At 68.6% G+C, this 14,200-nt stretch carries 19 protein-coding genes; 1 reads left to right on the top strand and 18 read right to left on the bottom strand.

Going from position 1 to position 14,200, the window contains the following annotated elements; all coding sequences use genetic code 11:
- Positions 1–82: 82 nt before the first annotated feature.
- The 4 genes from IZR02_RS12995 to IZR02_RS13010 are packed head-to-tail and all read right to left on the bottom strand — an operon-like array spanning position 83 to position 4,055.
- A complete protein-coding gene (locus tag IZR02_RS12995; RefSeq protein ID WP_025102380.1) occupies positions 83–880 on the bottom strand; it encodes a sulfite exporter TauE/SafE family protein in 798 nt (265 codons plus the stop codon).
- Positions 881–926: 46 nt separating this feature from the next.
- The gene (locus IZR02_RS13000) at positions 927–2,474 is read right to left on the bottom strand and encodes a tripartite tricarboxylate transporter permease (protein WP_126893300.1); all 1,548 of its coding nucleotides are present in this window, start codon (positions 2,472–2,474) and stop codon (positions 927–929) included.
- Entirely contained in the window at positions 2,474–3,034 is a 561-nt protein-coding gene (locus IZR02_RS13005; protein ID WP_217316505.1) for a tripartite tricarboxylate transporter TctB family protein, read from the bottom strand. The genes IZR02_RS13000 and IZR02_RS13005 overlap by 1 nt, the downstream gene beginning before the upstream one ends.
- A gap of 1 nt (position 3,035) precedes the next feature.
- Positions 3,036–4,055: a Bug family tripartite tricarboxylate transporter substrate binding protein gene (locus tag IZR02_RS13010; protein WP_217316506.1), complete on the bottom strand. Its 1,020-nt coding sequence runs from the start codon at positions 4,053–4,055 to the stop codon at positions 3,036–3,038.
- Between the two features lie 160 nt (positions 4,056–4,215).
- On the opposite strand from IZR02_RS13010, the gene IZR02_RS13015 reads away from it, so the two are divergent.
- Positions 4,216–5,436 carry a PAS domain-containing protein gene (locus IZR02_RS13015; RefSeq protein ID WP_217316507.1) on the top strand — a complete coding sequence of 407 codons (1,221 nt, stop codon included), beginning with the start codon at positions 4,216–4,218 and terminating at the stop codon, positions 5,434–5,436.
- Positions 5,437–5,489: 53 nt separating this feature from the next.
- Here IZR02_RS13015 and rplQ read toward each other — a convergent pair whose 3' ends face one another.
- From rplQ to rplR, 14 genes are all read right to left on the bottom strand, one after another.
- A complete protein-coding gene (gene rplQ / locus IZR02_RS13020; protein WP_217316508.1) occupies positions 5,490–6,062 on the bottom strand; it encodes a 50S ribosomal protein L17 in 573 nt (190 codons plus the stop codon).
- Positions 6,063–6,096: 34 nt separating this feature from the next.
- Positions 6,097–7,086: a DNA-directed RNA polymerase subunit alpha gene (locus tag IZR02_RS13025; RefSeq protein WP_025102386.1), complete on the bottom strand. Its 990-nt coding sequence runs from the start codon at positions 7,084–7,086 to the stop codon at positions 6,097–6,099.
- A 130-nt stretch (positions 7,087–7,216) separates the two neighbouring features.
- The gene (gene rpsK, locus IZR02_RS13030; protein ID WP_045249905.1) at positions 7,217–7,615 is read right to left on the bottom strand and encodes a 30S ribosomal protein S11; all 399 of its coding nucleotides are present in this window, start codon (positions 7,613–7,615) and stop codon (positions 7,217–7,219) included.
- A gap of 30 nt (positions 7,616–7,645) precedes the next feature.
- Positions 7,646–8,020, bottom strand: a complete 375-nt coding sequence (rpsM, locus tag IZR02_RS13035; RefSeq protein WP_062632862.1) for a 30S ribosomal protein S13 — start codon at positions 8,018–8,020, stop codon at positions 7,646–7,648.
- Between the two features lie 146 nt (positions 8,021–8,166).
- Complete coding sequence (gene rpmJ, locus IZR02_RS13040) at positions 8,167–8,283, bottom strand: 50S ribosomal protein L36 (RefSeq protein WP_005050492.1); 117 nt, start codon at positions 8,281–8,283, stop codon at positions 8,167–8,169.
- Between the two features lie 64 nt (positions 8,284–8,347).
- Positions 8,348–8,569 (bottom strand): translation initiation factor IF-1, encoded by a 222-nt coding sequence (gene infA / locus IZR02_RS13045; RefSeq protein WP_018171468.1) that lies wholly within the window; start codon positions 8,567–8,569, stop codon positions 8,348–8,350.
- A gap of 172 nt (positions 8,570–8,741) precedes the next feature.
- Positions 8,742–9,413, bottom strand: a complete 672-nt coding sequence (locus IZR02_RS13050) for a DsbA family protein (RefSeq protein ID WP_126893296.1) — start codon at positions 9,411–9,413, stop codon at positions 8,742–8,744.
- Entirely contained in the window at positions 9,413–10,264 is an 852-nt protein-coding gene (gene map / locus IZR02_RS13055; protein WP_217316509.1) for a type I methionyl aminopeptidase, read from the bottom strand. Before map ends, IZR02_RS13050 begins: the two co-directional genes overlap by 1 nt.
- Position 10,265: 1 nt before the next feature.
- Positions 10,266–10,871: an adenylate kinase gene (locus tag IZR02_RS13060; RefSeq protein ID WP_062765215.1), complete on the bottom strand. Its 606-nt coding sequence runs from the start codon at positions 10,869–10,871 to the stop codon at positions 10,266–10,268.
- Positions 10,868–12,190, bottom strand: coding sequence for a preprotein translocase subunit SecY (secY, locus tag IZR02_RS13065; RefSeq protein WP_025102391.1), 1,323 nt, complete (start codon positions 12,188–12,190; stop codon positions 10,868–10,870). The genes IZR02_RS13060 and secY overlap by 4 nt, the downstream gene beginning before the upstream one ends.
- A 153-nt stretch (positions 12,191–12,343) precedes the next feature.
- Positions 12,344–12,961 carry a 50S ribosomal protein L15 gene (gene rplO / locus IZR02_RS13070; protein ID WP_217316510.1) on the bottom strand — a complete coding sequence of 206 codons (618 nt, stop codon included), beginning with the start codon at positions 12,959–12,961 and terminating at the stop codon, positions 12,344–12,346.
- Positions 12,961–13,146 (bottom strand): 50S ribosomal protein L30, encoded by a 186-nt coding sequence (rpmD, locus tag IZR02_RS13075; RefSeq protein WP_017201575.1) that lies wholly within the window; start codon positions 13,144–13,146, stop codon positions 12,961–12,963. Before rpmD ends, rplO begins: the two co-directional genes overlap by 1 nt.
- Positions 13,146–13,820 carry a 30S ribosomal protein S5 gene (rpsE, locus tag IZR02_RS13080; RefSeq protein WP_200838869.1) on the bottom strand — a complete coding sequence of 225 codons (675 nt, stop codon included), beginning with the start codon at positions 13,818–13,820 and terminating at the stop codon, positions 13,146–13,148. Before rpsE ends, rpmD begins: the two co-directional genes overlap by 1 nt.
- 20 nt (positions 13,821–13,840) lie before the next feature.
- Positions 13,841–14,200, bottom strand: coding sequence for a 50S ribosomal protein L18 (gene rplR, locus IZR02_RS13085; RefSeq protein WP_025102394.1), 360 nt, complete (start codon positions 14,198–14,200; stop codon positions 13,841–13,843).

Below are 14,200 nucleotides of genomic sequence, written 5' to 3' on the forward strand. Positions count from 1 at the left end.
ATCGTTCGCGGGAGTCAGGGAAAGGGACGGGTCCGGCGCGCTTCAGCGGTCGGCTCGCGCCGCAGGAACGGCGGCCGCGGCGTCAGCCGCGCCGGCGCCCGCGGACGGCCTTGAGGGCCATCTGCACCGCGATCACGACGAGATACGCGGCGAAGAGGAGGTTGCCGACGGTCGGGTCGACGATGGTCGCCAGCCAGGCGCCGAGGGCCGTCGTGGTGCACGCCGAGACGCCGATGAGCAGCGCCGCGAGGAGATCGACGTTGCGGTTGCGGAGGTTGCCGACCGTGCCGGAGAGCGCGGTCGGGATCATCATGAGCAGCGAGGTGCCCTTGGCGACGAGGTCGCTCGTGCCGAACGCGAGCATGAGCACCGGGACGACGATCACACCGCCGCCCACGCCGATGAGCCCGGCCAGGATGCCCGTTCCGATTCCCACGACCACCAGGGCGATCCCGGTGAGCCAGGTGAGCTCGAAGACGGCGTCGCGCGAGGGGATCACGAGGAAGAGGCTCACGATCACGACGACGAGGAAGCCGACGAAGCCCCAGCGGAGGGCGGTCTGCGAGATCCGCGGGAGCAGGCGGGTGCCGATCTGCGCTCCGACCACGGCCCCGGCGGCGAGGATCAGCGCCGGGATCCAGGCGACGGAGCCCGACGCGGCGTAGGAGATGACGCCGACGGTCGCCGTCGGGACGATCGCCGCCAGCGAGGTCCCAGCCGCGAGGCGCTGGTCGAACGCGAGAAGGAGCACCAGCAGCGGGACGATCACCGTGCCGCCGCCGACGCCGAAGAGACCGGAGAGGAGGCCGGCGAGGAGGCCGATGCCGATGAACGTGGCGTAGGCGCGGGGTCCGCGCTTCAGGACCGTCGCATCGCTCACCGGATCAGCCTACTCCCGGCCTCTCCCCTCCTCGAATCGTGCGGGCTCAGACCTCCGAGTCCGCTTTGACGGGCACCGCGATGGACTCCGTGAGCGCCTGCTCGTACCGGCGCTGCCGACGCCGCAGCCACAGACCGCCGGCGATGAGCAGCGCGAGGATGACGTAGGCGACCGCGGAGAACGGCTGCGCGATGAGCGTCGTCAGGTCGCCCTGGCTGAGCTGCAGCGCGCGCCGCAGCTGCTCCTCCCCCATCGGCCCGAGGATCATGCCCACCACCAGCGGCGCGACGGGGAAGCCGTACCGCCGCAGGAAGTAGCCGAGGACGCCGATGATGAGCAGGATCAGGATGTCGACGACCGCGAAGTTCAGCGCGTACGCCCCGAAGGCGGCGAACAGGAGGATGCCCGCGTACAGATACGGCCGCGGGATCTGCAGGAGCTTCGCCCACATGCCCACCAGCGGCAGGTTCAGCACGAGCAGGATCACGTTGCCGATGTAGAGGCTCGCCACCAGTGCCCACACGAGGTCTGCCTGTCCGGTGAACAGCTGCGGCCCGGGCTGCAGCCCGTACGTCTGGAACGCCGTGAGGATGATCGCGGCGGTCGCCGTCGTCGGAAGTCCCAGCGTCAGCAGCGGCACGAGCACGCCCGCGGCCGCGGCGTTGTTCGCCGACTCCGGGCCCGCGACGCCTTCGATGGCCCCGCGGCCGAACTCGTCCTTGCGCCGCGAGAGCTTGCGCTCGGTGGCGTAGGACAGGAAGGTCGCCACGTCGGCGCCACCGGCCGGGATCGTGCCGATCGGGAAGCCGATGGCGGTGCCGCGGAGCCAGGGCTTCCACGAGCGGCGCCAGTCGTCCTTCGTCATCCAGCTGCGCCACCCGCGCGACACGGGGATCACGTCGATCGCGCCGTGCCGCAGCCGGGCCGCGACGTACAGCGTCTCGCCGACGGCGAAGAGCCCGACCGCCACGAGCACCACGTCGATGCCGTCCGCCAGCGGCAGCAGGCCGAGCGTGTACCGCTGCTGCCCCGAGAGCCAGTCGGTGCCGACCAGGCCGAGGAACAGGCCGACGCCGAGCGACAGCAGTCCTCGCGGCACGGAGGACCCCATCAGCGCACCGACCGTGACGAAGGCCACGACGATGAGGGCCACGTAGTCGGCGGGCCCGAGGTTCACGGCGAACTGCGCGAGCACCGGGGCGAGCAGCGTCAGGCCCACAGTGGCGAGGGTTCCGGCGACGAACGACCCGAGCGCCGCGGTGGCCAGCGCCGCCGCACCCCGCCCGAGCTTGGCCATCTTGTTGCCCTCGATCGCCGTCACGATCGACGACGACTCCCCCGGGGTGTTCAGCAGGATGCTCGTCGTCGACCCGCCGTACATGCCGCCGTAGTAGATGCCCGCGAACGTGATGAGCGCCGCGGCCGGCTCGAGCGTGTAGGTGAGCGGAAGGAGCAGGGCGACGGTCATCGCCGGCCCGATCCCGGGGAGCACGCCCACGGCGGTGCCGATCAGCACGCCGAAGAAGGCGAACACGAGGTACTGGGGTTGCAGCGCGGTCGCGAACCCCTCGAGGAGCAGACTCCAGCTGTCCATCAGAACATCCTTCCCAGCCAGCCGAGCGCCGGTCCCCACGGGAGCGACAGCCCGAGCAGACCGCCGAACACGACCTGCACGACCAGCGCGATGATCGCGCCGATGAGGAGCGCCATCCACCACCGCCGCGCGCCGAGCGCCCACGCGACGCCGCCGAACAGCAGGGCGGCGGCGGGTGCCCAGCCGAGCGGCTCGATGAGGAGCAGATGAGCGACCACGAGCGCCACGATCTTCACGAGGGTCAGCCAGTCGGTCGGCAGGCTCTGATCGACGTCCTCCCCCTCCTCCGGCACACCGCGGTGCCCGCGGAGGATGCTCACCACGACGGCGAGGGAGGAGCCCAGCAGCAGCACCGAGACGAACAGCGGGAAGACCGTCGGCCCGACCTGGCCACCCGCGGGCACATGGATGGTGAACACACCGGCGAACGCGAACACGCCGAGCGCCACCATGAGCAGGGCGAAGACGAGCTCCCCCCGCGGCAGGGACGCGACGAGGCGTGCGGACCGACGGGCGTCGGTCCGCACCTCCTCGCCGGGTCCGGAAGACCCGGTCGTCATGTCAGCCGACCAGCCCGATGTTCTGCAGCGTCGTGGTGACCTCGGTGATGTTGCCGTCGAGGAACTCGTCGAACTCGGCGCCCGTGAGGAAGGCATCCGCCCAGCCCCGCGTCTCCAGCTCGTCCTTCCAGGCTTCGGACGCCTCCAACTCGGTGACGATGCGCTCGAGCTCCGAGCGCTCGGCGTCGCTGATGCCGCCCGGCGCGATCACGCCGCGCCAGTTGGTGAGCACGACGTCGTATCCGGAGTCGGTGATCGTGTCGACGTCCGGCAGCTGCGTGACCGGCTCCTCCGACGAGACGGCGAGAGCCTTCATGGTGCCGGCCTCGATGTGCTGCAGGAACTCGCCGACACCGGAGATGCCTGCCGACACCTTGCCGCCCAGGATCAGCGACGTGGCCTCGCCGCCGCCCGAGTTGGGCGTGTAGTTCAGCTTCTCGGCGATCTCCGCGCCGTCGAGCCCCGCCTCCTCGAGCAGCAGCCCGGCGAGGATGTGGTCGGCTCCTCCGGCTGAGCCGCCCGTGATCGTGACCTCCTGGCCCTTGTCCACGACGTCCTCGACGAGGTCCTCCAAGGTGTCGTACTCGGAGTCCGCGGGGACCACCACGACGAGGGGCTCGTCGGTGAGGCGGGCGATCGGGGTCATGTCCTCGATGCGCACGGCCGAGGCGTTGGTCTCGACCGCGCCCACCATCACGAGCCCCATGACCATGAGGGTCGCCGGGTCCTTCTCGTTGGCGAGCTGCGCGAGGCCGACCGTTCCCCCGGCCCCGCCGACGTTGGTGACCGGCGCCGAGCCGACGATGTCCCCCTGGGTGAGCAGCTGGGAGAGGGCACGACCGGTCTGGTCCCAGCCGCCGCCAGGGTCGGCGGGGACGACGATGTTCACGTCGGTGATGGCGACCGCCTCGTCGCCGCCGTCGGAGCCGGCGGTTCCGCCGTCCGCGGTCGAGCACGAGGTGAGGACCAGGGCGGTCGCGGCGACGGCCGCGGCGAGGGTCCCGATGCGGGCGTGATTCATGGCGCTCCTCCTTGAGCGTTCGGGTGCAATCCGTCCACTGTCGAGGCGCGGATGCGCCCGCTCAAGCTTCGGAAACCATTGGTCGCGTTCCGTAACTATTGGTCGTGAACACCTCCGCCGGCGGCTCGCGGCCCGTCCGCCCACCCGGGAGAATGGACCCGTGGCCTCGAAGATGACGCTCCGTGTGCAGCTGCTCGCGCTGCAGGCGCTGATCGTGTTCCTGGTGACCCTCGCCACCGGCATCGCCGCCGGGGCGTTCCAGGAGAACGCGCTCCGCGAGGCCTACAAGGACCGCATGCAGGCGGTCGCCCAGTCCGTCGCCGCTCTTCCCGTCGTCCTCGACGCGTTCGACGACGAGGACCCGGCCGCCGCCATCCAGCCGGTCGCCGAGGTCATCCGCGAGGCCTCCGATCTCGCCTACGTGGTGGTCGCCAACGACGAGGGCATCCGGTACTCGCATCCGAACACCGACCGCATCGGCGAGCGGGTGTCCACCGACCCGTCGATCCCGCTGGGCGGCGACATCTTCGTGGGCACCCAGACCGGGACGCTCGGGACCTCGTGGCGCGTGAAGGTGCCCATCCGCGACGAGGACGGCACGGTCATCGGCACCGCCTCCGTCGGCATCCTGGAGTCCGAGCTGAACGAGGAGTTCACCAGCAACCTCGTCGGACTCATCTCCGCCATGCTCGCCGCGGCGGTTCTCGGGGTCTTCGGCGCCGCGTGGGTGACGTCGTTCATCCGGCGCCGCATCTACCGGCTCGAGCCGCACCAGATCGCGGCGCTGGTCAAGAACCAGGAGACGACCCTGCATGGGTTGAGCGAAGGGGTCGTCACGGTGGACGGCACAGGGCGGATCACCCTGGTCAACGACGCGGCGGCGCGGTTCCTCGGTCGCGATGCCGCCGATCTCGACGGCGCTCCCGCGGATGACGTCCTCGGCGACGAGCTCGCCACCGTGCTCCGTGAGGGGGAGGCCGCGGGACGCCCCGTCATCGTCGGCTCGCATGTGCTGGTCGCGCGGAGCACGGCCTCGGGGAGCGGGCCCGCCGACGTGGGGGCGACGCTGCTGCTGCGCGACCACACCGAGCTGCACGACGTCGTGCGCCGGGTCGAGGCCGCCGATGCGATCATCGCCTTCCGGGAGCGGTACGGGCTGCCGAAGGGGCTGAGCGCCGAGACGCTGGAGCGGGTCTCCGCCGCCCTCGCCGCCCGACCGGATGCCTCCGCGACCGAGATCGGAGAGGATCTCGCGATCTCCCGCGTCAGTGCGCGCCGCTATCTCGAGCACCTCGCCGCCACGGGCCAGGCGGTGCGGTCTCTGGATTACTCCACGAAGGGTCGTCCCGGGGCACGCTACCGGATCACCGACCCCCGCTGAACGACGAAGCCCGCCACCCCGGAGGGGCGGCGGGCTCCGTAGGAGATCTGTCCTTACTCGGACTTCTTCTCGACAGCGTCCTCGGCGGCGGCCTCAGCGGCCTCGCCCTCGGCCTGCGACTCGGCGCCGGCCTCGGCAGCCGTGTCCTCGGCAGGGGTCTCGTCCGCGGGGGCCTCGACGGTCTCCTCGGCGGGAGCCTCCTCGACAGCCGGCTTCTCGTCCTTCGTGGCCGCAGCGGCCTTCTTGGTCGACTTCGCCTTCGGGGTGACGGGCTCGAGAACGAGCTCGATCACGGCCATGGGGGCGTTGTCGCCCTTGCGGTTGCCGACCTTGGTGATACGCGTGTAGCCACCCTCGCGGTCCGCGACGAGCGGAGCGATCTCGTTGAACAGGACGTGCACGACTTCCTTGTCACCGATGACCGACAGCACGCGACGGCGGGCGTGGAGGTCTCCGCGCTTGGCGAAGGTGATGAGGCGCTCGGCGAGCGGACGCAGGCGCTTGGCCTTCGTCTCGGTCGTCTTGATCGACTTGTGGGTGTACAGCGCAGCGGCGAGGTTGGCAAGCAGCAGGCGCTCGTGGGCGGGGCCGCCTCCGAGGCGGGGACCCTTGGTGGGCTTGGGCATAATCGTCTAACTCCTGGTCAGAAAGGGTCGGGTATCAGAAGGACTCGTCTTCGCTGCCGCCGTAGAAGTGGGCGCCGTCGAAACCGGGCACCGAATCCTTGAGCGACAGACCGAGCGAGATGAGCTTGTCACGCACCTCGTCGACCGACTTCTGGCCGAAATTGCGGATGTTCATGAGCTGCGTCTCCGACAGGGCGACGAGCTCAGAAACGGTGTTGATGCCCTCACGCTTCAGGCAGTTGTACGAGCGGACCGACAGGTCGAGGTCCTCGATCGGCATCGACAGCTCGCTGGAGTTCACAGCCTCCACCGGCGCCGGGCCGATCTCGATGCCCTCGGCCTCGACGTTCAGCTCGCGGGCGAGACCGAACAGCTCGGTGAGCGTCTTGGCAGCCGAGGCGACGGCGTCGCGAGGGCTGATCGCCGACTTGGTCTCGACGTCGAGGATGAGCTTGTCGAAGTCGGTGCGCTCACCGGCACGGGTGGCGTCGACGCGGTAGCTGACCTTCAGCACGGGCGAGTAGATCGAGTCGATCGGGATCTGACCGGCCTCGGCGTACTCGTTGCGGTTCTGCGTCGCGGAGACGTAGCCACGGCCGCGCTCGATGGTGAGCTCGAGCTCGAACTTGGCGGTGTCGTTGAGCGTCGCGATGACGAGCTCGGGGTTGTGCACCTCGACACCGGCCGGAGCCGAGATGTCGGCGGCGGTCACTTCACCGGCACCGGTCTTGCGGAGGTACGCGGTGATGGGCTCGTCGCGCTCGCTGGAGACGACCAGCTGCTTGATGTTGAGGATGATCTCGGTGACATCCTCCTTCACGCCGGGGATCGTGCTGAACTCGTGCAGCACACCGTCGATGCGGACGCTGGTGACAGCGGCGCCGGGGATCGACGACAGCAGGCTGCGACGCAGCGCGTTGCCGATCGTGTAGCCGAAGCCGGGCTCCAGAGGCTCGATGATGAACCGGCTCCGGTTCTCGACGATCTTTTCCTCGGTCAGTGTGGGACGCTGTGCAATAAGCACTCTGTGTTCCTTTCGATCACATGCCCGCTATATGACATGTGGTGGGGTGAGGTCTTGAGTTGTGGAAGTCGATGCCCCACGCGGGGCGCCGAGCCGCTCGACCCGAAGGACGAGCGGCTCGGCACACGCATCAGACGCGGCGACGCTTCGGCGGACGGCAGCCGTTGTGCGCCTGCGGGGTGACGTCCTGGATCGAACCCACCTCGAGGCCGGCGGCCTGCAGCGAGCGGATCGCGGTCTCGCGGCCGGAGCCCGGACCCTTCACGAAGACGTCGACCTTCTTCACGCCGTGCTCCTGCGCCTGGCGGGCGGCCGACTCGGCGGCCATGCCTGCGGCGTACGGGGTCGACTTGCGGGAGCCCTTGAAGCCCACGCCACCCGACGACGCCCAGCTGATGACAGCGCCGGACGGGTCGGTGATCGAAACGATGGTGTTGTTGAACGTCGACTTGATGTGGGCCTGGCCCAGCGCGATGTTCTTCTTCTCCTTGCGGCGCGGCTTGCGCGCGGCGGCCTTGGGTGCAGCCATGAAAGTGTTCTCCTAGTCCCTGGCCGCTGCTTAGCGGGCCTTCTTCTTGCCGGCGACGGTGCGCTTCGGGCCCTTGCGGGTACGGGCGTTGGTCTTGGTGCGCTGACCGCGGACCGGGAGGCCACGACGGTGGCGGAGGCCCTCGTAGGAGCCGATCTCGACCTTGCGGCGGATGTCTGCGGCCACCTCGCGGCGCAGGTCACCCTCCACCTTGTAGTTGCCTTCGATGTAGTCGCGGAGGGCGACGAGCTGGTCGTCGCTGAGGTCCTTCACGCGGATGCTCTCGTCGATGTCGGTCGCCTTGAGGATCTCGACCGAGCGGGTACGGCCGACGCCGTAGATGTAGGTAAGGGCGATCACCACGCGCTTGTCGCGCGGGATGTCAACGCCGGCAAGACGTGCCATGCGGTTCTCCTGGGTGTTGTGGAGGTGTGGAGCAGGATCGGTGCCCGGGCCTCCGCCCCGAGGTGTCCCCCGCTTCCGCGGGTTCTGATCCTGCCGTGTCGTATTGAGTTATGAGATTGCGAGAGCGGCGCCCACGCAGCGGGGGCTCAGCCCTGGCGCTGCTTGTGACGCGGGTTGCTCTTGCAGATCACCATCACGCGGCCGTGGCGGCGGATCACCTTGCAGTGATCGCAGATCGGCTTGACGCTGGGGTTGACCTTCATGATGTTTCCTGTTCGCTGTCTTCACCGGGCAGGCGTGGAGCCTGGGGTGTTACTTCTCGACCGATCAGCGGTAGCGGTAGACGATGCGGCCGCGGGTCAGGTCGTAGGGGCTGAGCTCCACGACCACGCGGTCCTCGGGGATGATGCGGATGTAGTTCTGCCGCATCTTTCCGGAGATCGTCGCCAGAACCTTGTGTCCATTGCTGAGCTCAACGCGGAACATCGCGTTGGGCAGAGCCTCCGACACGACGCCCTCGATCTCGATGACACCGTCTTTCTTAGCCATAGCCTCGCTGACGCTTCTGCAGACCGGTCGATCTGCGGTGGGTGGGTGATGTGCGGTACCGGGCCGGATCGGACACGCCGAACGCATGGCACAAGGCACCAAAGATCTATGTTATCCGACGACGCCCCATCCGGCAACTTGGCCGGACGGGGCGTCGAGGGGTCAGTGCGTGTCAGCCGAGCAGGTCGGTGAACCGCTTCATGTCGTCCTGGTTCTGGAGGTCGAGCCGCTCGCCGTCGATCTCGACGGTCGGCGTGCCCTGGATGTCGTTGGCCTTCGCCTGCGCGGCACCGAACTTGCGGTACGTCTCGTCCGTGATGCAGGACACCACATCGTCGCCCGCGCCGACCTGGGTGGCGAACTCGGCGAGCTGCTCGTTCGTGAGGCCGGGGCTGTTCTCCGCCGGCTGGTTCTCGAACAGGACCTTCGCGTAGTCGAAGTAGAGGTCGGAGTCGGACTCAGCGACGCAGAACGCGGCACCGGCCGAACGGGAGGAGAACTCGGTGCCTTGCGAGAAGCGGTCCAGGATCGCGATGGGGTGCTGCTCGAGGGTGATCTCGCCGCTCTGCGCCTTGGCCTCGAGGGCGGCGCCGAACTGGTCCTCGAAGGACTTGCAGACCGGGCACTGGAAGTCGAGGAAGACCGACACCGTGGTGTCGCCGTCGCCCATGGAGATGGAGCCAGCGTCGGCGTCGAAGTTGTCGCTCGCGGTCGGGGTGGCGCCGGGAGAGGTCGCCTGGTTGTTGAGGAACACCACGAGTCCGCCGAGGGCCACCAGGACCACGACGACAGCGATGGAGACGCCGATCGCGAACCAGTTGGTGTTGCTCTTCGCCGCTGCCATTACTTTCCGATCTCTCGAGGCTCGACCCCGAACGGGGCGAGTCCGGCTCTTCCACCATCGGGCGCGGTGAGCACCCAGATGCCCCCATCATGCAGGGCGACGCTATGTTCCCAATGTGAGCCGTCAGTGCCGTCGACCGTCGTGACGGTCCAGTCGTCGTCCTCCACGAAGGTCGCCTCGCCGCCGGCGGTCACCATGGGCTCGATGGCGAGCACGAGCCCGGGCTTCACGTCCGCGCCGCGGTCGGGTGTCCGGTAGTTGAAGACGCTGGGCGCCTCGTGCATCTTCCGCCCGATGCCGTGGCCGACGTACTCGCGGAGGATCCCGTAGGGCTCGCCGCTCACGGCAGACGGCCCCTGCGCCTCGATGTAGTCCTGGATGGCGGCGCCGATCTCGTCGATCGAGGATGCCGTCGCCATCGCGGCGATGCCCGCCCACATCGACCCCTCGGTCACGCGGGAGAGCTCCTCGCGGCGGGCGACGAGCTCCGGGCGCTCGGGATCGGGGACGACGACCGTGATCGCGCTGTCACCGTTCCAGCCGTCGAACTGGGCGCCGCAGTCCACCGAGACGATGTCGCCCGGCTGGAGCACCCGCTCCCCCGGGATGCCGTGCACGACCTGCTCGTTGACCGAGACGCAGATCGTGTGGTGGTAGCCCTTGACGAGCTGGAAGTTCGACTCCGCTCCCCGCTGCACGATCGCGCGGTTGGCGGCGGCATCGAGCTCGATCGTCTTCACCCCGGGCCTGATGAGGGCGCGGACGGCGTCGAGGGCCTCGGCGGTGATGAGGCTGGGCTCGACCAGGGCTCGGAGCTGAGCCGGGGTCTTGTAGATCGAGCGGCGGAACATCTCAGGCGGCGGAGGCGGCGGAGCGCAGTCCGCGAGCGGCCAGGGCGGCGGCGATGCGCTCCGTGATCTCCTCGAGGGAGCCCACGCCGTCGATGCGGTCGACGATGCCGCGGCTGCTGTAAACCTCGATGATCGGCGCCGTCTCCTTCTCGTAGATGTCGAGTCGGTGCGCGATGGCCTCGTCGGTGTCGTCGGAACGGCCCTGCTCGGCGGCGCGGAGGGCGAGGCGGGCGATGCTCTCCTCACGGGGGACGTCGAGGAGGATCACGGCGTCCAGCGCCTCGCCGCGTCCTTCGAGGAACGCGTCCAGGTGCGACACCTGCGCGGTGTTGCGGGGGTAGCCGTCGAGGAGGAAGCCGTTCTGCGCGTCGTCCTGGCTCAGCCGGTCGCGCACGATCTCGCTCGTCAGCTCGTCCGGCACGAGGTCGCCCTTGTCGAGGATCGCGGTGACCTGCTGGCCGAGCGCCGTCCCCTCCTTGATGTTCGCGCGGAAGATGTCGCCGGTCGAGACGACGGGGATGCCGTAGGACTCGGCGATGCGCACACCCTGCGTGCCCTTGCCGGAACCCTGCGGACCGACGATGAGAAGACGTGCGGATGCTGTCATCGGAGAAGTCCTTCGTAGTGTCGCTGCTGCAGCTGGGCGTCGATCTGCTTGACCGTCTCGAGACCCACGCCGACGATGATGAGGATCGACGCGCCACCGAACGGGAAGTTCTGGTTGGCGCCGACCGTGGCGAGGGCGATCAACGGGATGAGGGCGATCAGGCCCAGGTAGAGGGAACCGGGGAGCGTGATGCGGGTGAGCACGTAGTCCAGGTACTCCGCGGTCGGACGGCCGGCCCGGATCCCGGGGATGAAGCCGCCGTACTTCTTCATGTTGTCGGCGACCTCGACGGGGTTGAACGTGATCGCGACGTAGAAGTAGGTGAACCCGATGATCAGCAGGAAGTACGCCGCCATGTAGATCGGGCTGTTGCCGGTGGTGAAGTTCGCGCTGATCCAGCTGACCCAGGCGGGCGGCGTCGAGCCGTCCTGCGGGGTGTTGAACTGGGCGATGAGCGCGGGGATGTACAGCAGCGACGAGGCGAAGATGACCGGGATCACGCCCGCCATGTTGACCTTGATCGGGATGTACGTGTTGGTGCCGCCGTACGTCCGGCGTCCCACCATGCGCTTCGCGTACTGCACGGGGATGCGCCGCTGGGACTGCTCGACGAAGACGACGAGACCCATCACGATGATGCCGACGAGGAGCACGAGGAGGAACACCTCGAAGCCGCGGGTCTGCCAGATGATCGACATCGCACCGGGGAAGGTCGCGGCGATGGAGGTGAAGATCAGCAGCGACATGCCGTTGCCGATGCCGCGCTCGGTGACGAGCTCGGCGAACCACATGATCAGACCGGTGCCGGCCGTCATCGCCATGATGATGAGCACCTGCGCCCACCAGACGTCGTTCGTGAGGAGCTGGGTGCACGCGCCGATGTCGGTCGTTCCGAAGAGCTGACCGGTGCGGGCGACGGTGACGAGGGTCGTCGACTGCAGGAGCGCGAGCGCGATCGTGAGGTACCGCGTGTACTGGGTGAGCTTGGCCTGTCCGGCCTGGCCCTCCTTGTGCAGCGCCTCGAAGTGCGGGATGACGACGCGCAGGAGCTGCGTGATGATCGTCGCCGTGATGTACGGCATGACACCGAGCGCGAAGATCGACAGCTGCAGCAGAGCGCCGCCTGAGAAGAGGTTGACGAGTCCGAGCAGACCCTCGGTGCCGGCATTGGCCGCGAGACACTGCTCCACGTTCGGGAAGTTGACGAACGGCGCGGGGACGTTCGAGCCGAGACGGTAGATCGCGATGATCGCGAGAGTGAAACCGATCTTCCGACGCAGGTCGGGCGTGCGGAAGATCCGCGCGATGGCGCTAAACAAGAACGTTCCTCCTGAAAAGGTGGCCGGACCCCCGAGGGGCGGCTGAAACACCAGGGTAACCCACTCCGAGGTCTGGGGAATGCGGGCGGTCGGCTTCTCCCCCACCGAACCAGAAGAGGGGCCGGAGAATCTCCGACCCCTCTTCCGCAGTGGTTACTTGACGGATCCGCCCGCAGCCACGATCTTCTGCTCGGCGGAACCCGAGACCTTGTCGACCGCGACGGTGAGCTTCACGGCGATGTCGCCGTTGCCGAGAACCTTGACCTTCTCGTTCTTGCGAACCGCACCCTTGGCGACCAGGTCGCTCACGGTGACGTCGCCACCCTGGGGGTAGAGCTCCGCGAGCTTCTCCAGGTTCACGACCTGGTACTCGACGCGGAACGGGTTCTTGAAGCCGCGCAGCTTCGGCGTGCGCATGTGCAGCGGCATCTGGCCACCCTCGAAGCCGACGCGCACGGTGTTGCGGGCCTTGGTGCCCTTCGTGCCGCGACCGGCCGTCTTGCCCTTCGAGCCCTCACCGCGACCGACACGGGTCTTCGCGGTGTTGGCACCCGGGACCGGACGCAGGTGGTGGACCTTCAGCACGCCGGGGCGGGACGCCGGGGCGTCCTTCTTCGGCGCAGCCTTGGCGGAGCCGTCGGCCTTCGCGTCGGCGGCAGCGGTCTTGGCCGGTGCCTTCTTCGATGCGGGCTTCTTGGCGGCGTCGGCCTTGGGAGCCGCCGCCTTCTTCGTGGCCTTCTCGGCCTCGACGGCCTCGTTCTTCTCAGCCATTAGTCGATCTCCTCAACCTTGACGAGGTGGGCGACGGTCTTGACGTAGCCGCGCGTCTGCGCGTCGTCGGGGCGGACGGTGGTGTCACCGATCCGCTTGAGACCGAGGCTGCGCAGCGTGTCGCGCTGGTTCTGCTTCTCGCTCACCTTGGACTTGATCTGCGTGACCTTGAGTCGCGCGGCCATCAGGCACCTACCTTCTGTGCGGCGATGGCCTCGGCCTCGGCGCGGACGAGCCGGGCCGGGGCGACCTGGTCGAACTCGAGACCACGACGTGCGGCGACGGCGCGGGGCTCCTCGAGCTCCTTCAGGGCGGTGACCGTCGCGTGCACGATGTTGATCGTGTTCGACGAGCCGAGCGACTTGGACAGCACGTCGTGGATGCCGGCGCACTCGAGCACGGCGCGGACCGGACCACCGGCGATGACACCGGTACCGGCGGCGGCGGGGCGCAGGAGCACCACACCGGCGGCCGACTCACCCTGCACGGGGTGCGGGATGGTGCTGCCGACGCGCGGGACGCGGAAGAAGTTGCGCTTGGCCTCTTCGACACCCTTCGAGATCGCCAGGGGGACCTCACGGGCCTTGCCGTAGCCGACGCCCACCAGACCGTTGCCGTCGCCGACGACCACGAGAGCGGTGAAGCTGAAGCGACGACCACCCTTCACGACCTTCGAGACGCGGTTGATGGTGACGACGCGCTCCAGGAACTGGTTGTCGCCGCGGTCGCGCGAGTTGCGGTCGCGGCCGCCCTGGTTGCGGTCACGTCCGCCGCGGCGGCCGTCCCGCTGGTCGCGAGTGGGCTCAGCCTGCGTGGTGCCGGCGGCCGTCTCGGAAGTGGCAGCAGCCGCTTCGGTCACTTCGTTCTCCTTGTTGTCACTCACAGTGCCAGACCCCCTTCACGGGCGCCGTCGGCGATGGCGGCGACACGACCCGCGTAGCGGTTGCCGCCACGGTCGAACACTGCCTCGGAAACGCCTGCGGCCTTCGCACGCTCGGCGAGGAGCTCGCCGACCTTGCGAGCCTTGGCGGTCTTGTCGCCATCCAGCGAACGCAGGTCGGTCTCGAGCGTCGAGGCCGAGGCGACCGTGTGGCCCTTGCTGTCGTCGACGAGCTGCACGAAGACGTGACGCGCCGAACGGTTGACGACGAGGCGCGGACGCACCTCGGTGCCCACGATCTTCTTGCGAAGACGGGCGTGACGACGCGCGCGGGCGTCGGACTTCGACTTCACAGCCAT

Origin of the sequence: Microbacterium paraoxydans, assembly GCF_019056515.1 — a bacterium.
GTDB lineage: Bacteria > Actinomycetota > Actinomycetes > Actinomycetales > Microbacteriaceae > Microbacterium.

Coding starts and splice junctions, on each gene's coding strand:
- IZR02_RS13000 (WP_126893300.1), bottom strand. CDS start 2,474: ATGGACAGCTGGAGTCTGCTCCTCGAGGGGTTCGCGACCGCGCTGCAA.
- IZR02_RS13005 (WP_217316505.1), bottom strand. CDS start 3,034: ATGACGACCGGGTCTTCCGGACCCGGCGAGGAGGTGCGGACCGACGCC.
- IZR02_RS13010 (WP_217316506.1), bottom strand. CDS start 4,055: ATGAATCACGCCCGCATCGGGACCCTCGCCGCGGCCGTCGCCGCGACC.
- rplQ (WP_217316508.1), bottom strand. CDS start 6,062: ATGCCCAAGCCCACCAAGGGTCCCCGCCTCGGAGGCGGCCCCGCCCAC.
- rpsK (WP_045249905.1), bottom strand. CDS start 7,615: ATGGCTGCACCCAAGGCCGCCGCGCGCAAGCCGCGCCGCAAGGAGAAG.
- rpsM (WP_062632862.1), bottom strand. CDS start 8,020: ATGGCACGTCTTGCCGGCGTTGACATCCCGCGCGACAAGCGCGTGGTG.
- rpmJ (WP_005050492.1), bottom strand. CDS start 8,283: ATGAAGGTCAACCCCAGCGTCAAGCCGATCTGCGATCACTGCAAGGTG.
- infA (WP_018171468.1), bottom strand. CDS start 8,569: ATGGCTAAGAAAGACGGTGTCATCGAGATCGAGGGCGTCGTGTCGGAG.
- IZR02_RS13050 (WP_126893296.1), bottom strand. CDS start 9,413: ATGGCAGCGGCGAAGAGCAACACCAACTGGTTCGCGATCGGCGTCTCC.
- map (WP_217316509.1), bottom strand. CDS start 10,264: ATGTTCCGCCGCTCGATCTACAAGACCCCGGCTCAGCTCCGAGCCCTG.
- IZR02_RS13060 (WP_062765215.1), bottom strand. CDS start 10,871: ATGACAGCATCCGCACGTCTTCTCATCGTCGGTCCGCAGGGTTCCGGC.
- rplO (WP_217316510.1), bottom strand. CDS start 12,961: ATGGCTGAGAAGAACGAGGCCGTCGAGGCCGAGAAGGCCACGAAGAAG.
- rpmD (WP_017201575.1), bottom strand. CDS start 13,146: ATGGCCGCGCGACTCAAGGTCACGCAGATCAAGTCCAAGGTGAGCGAG.
- rplR (WP_025102394.1), bottom strand. CDS start 14,200: ATGGCTGTGAAGTCGAAGTCCGACGCCCGCGCGCGTCGTCACGCCCGT.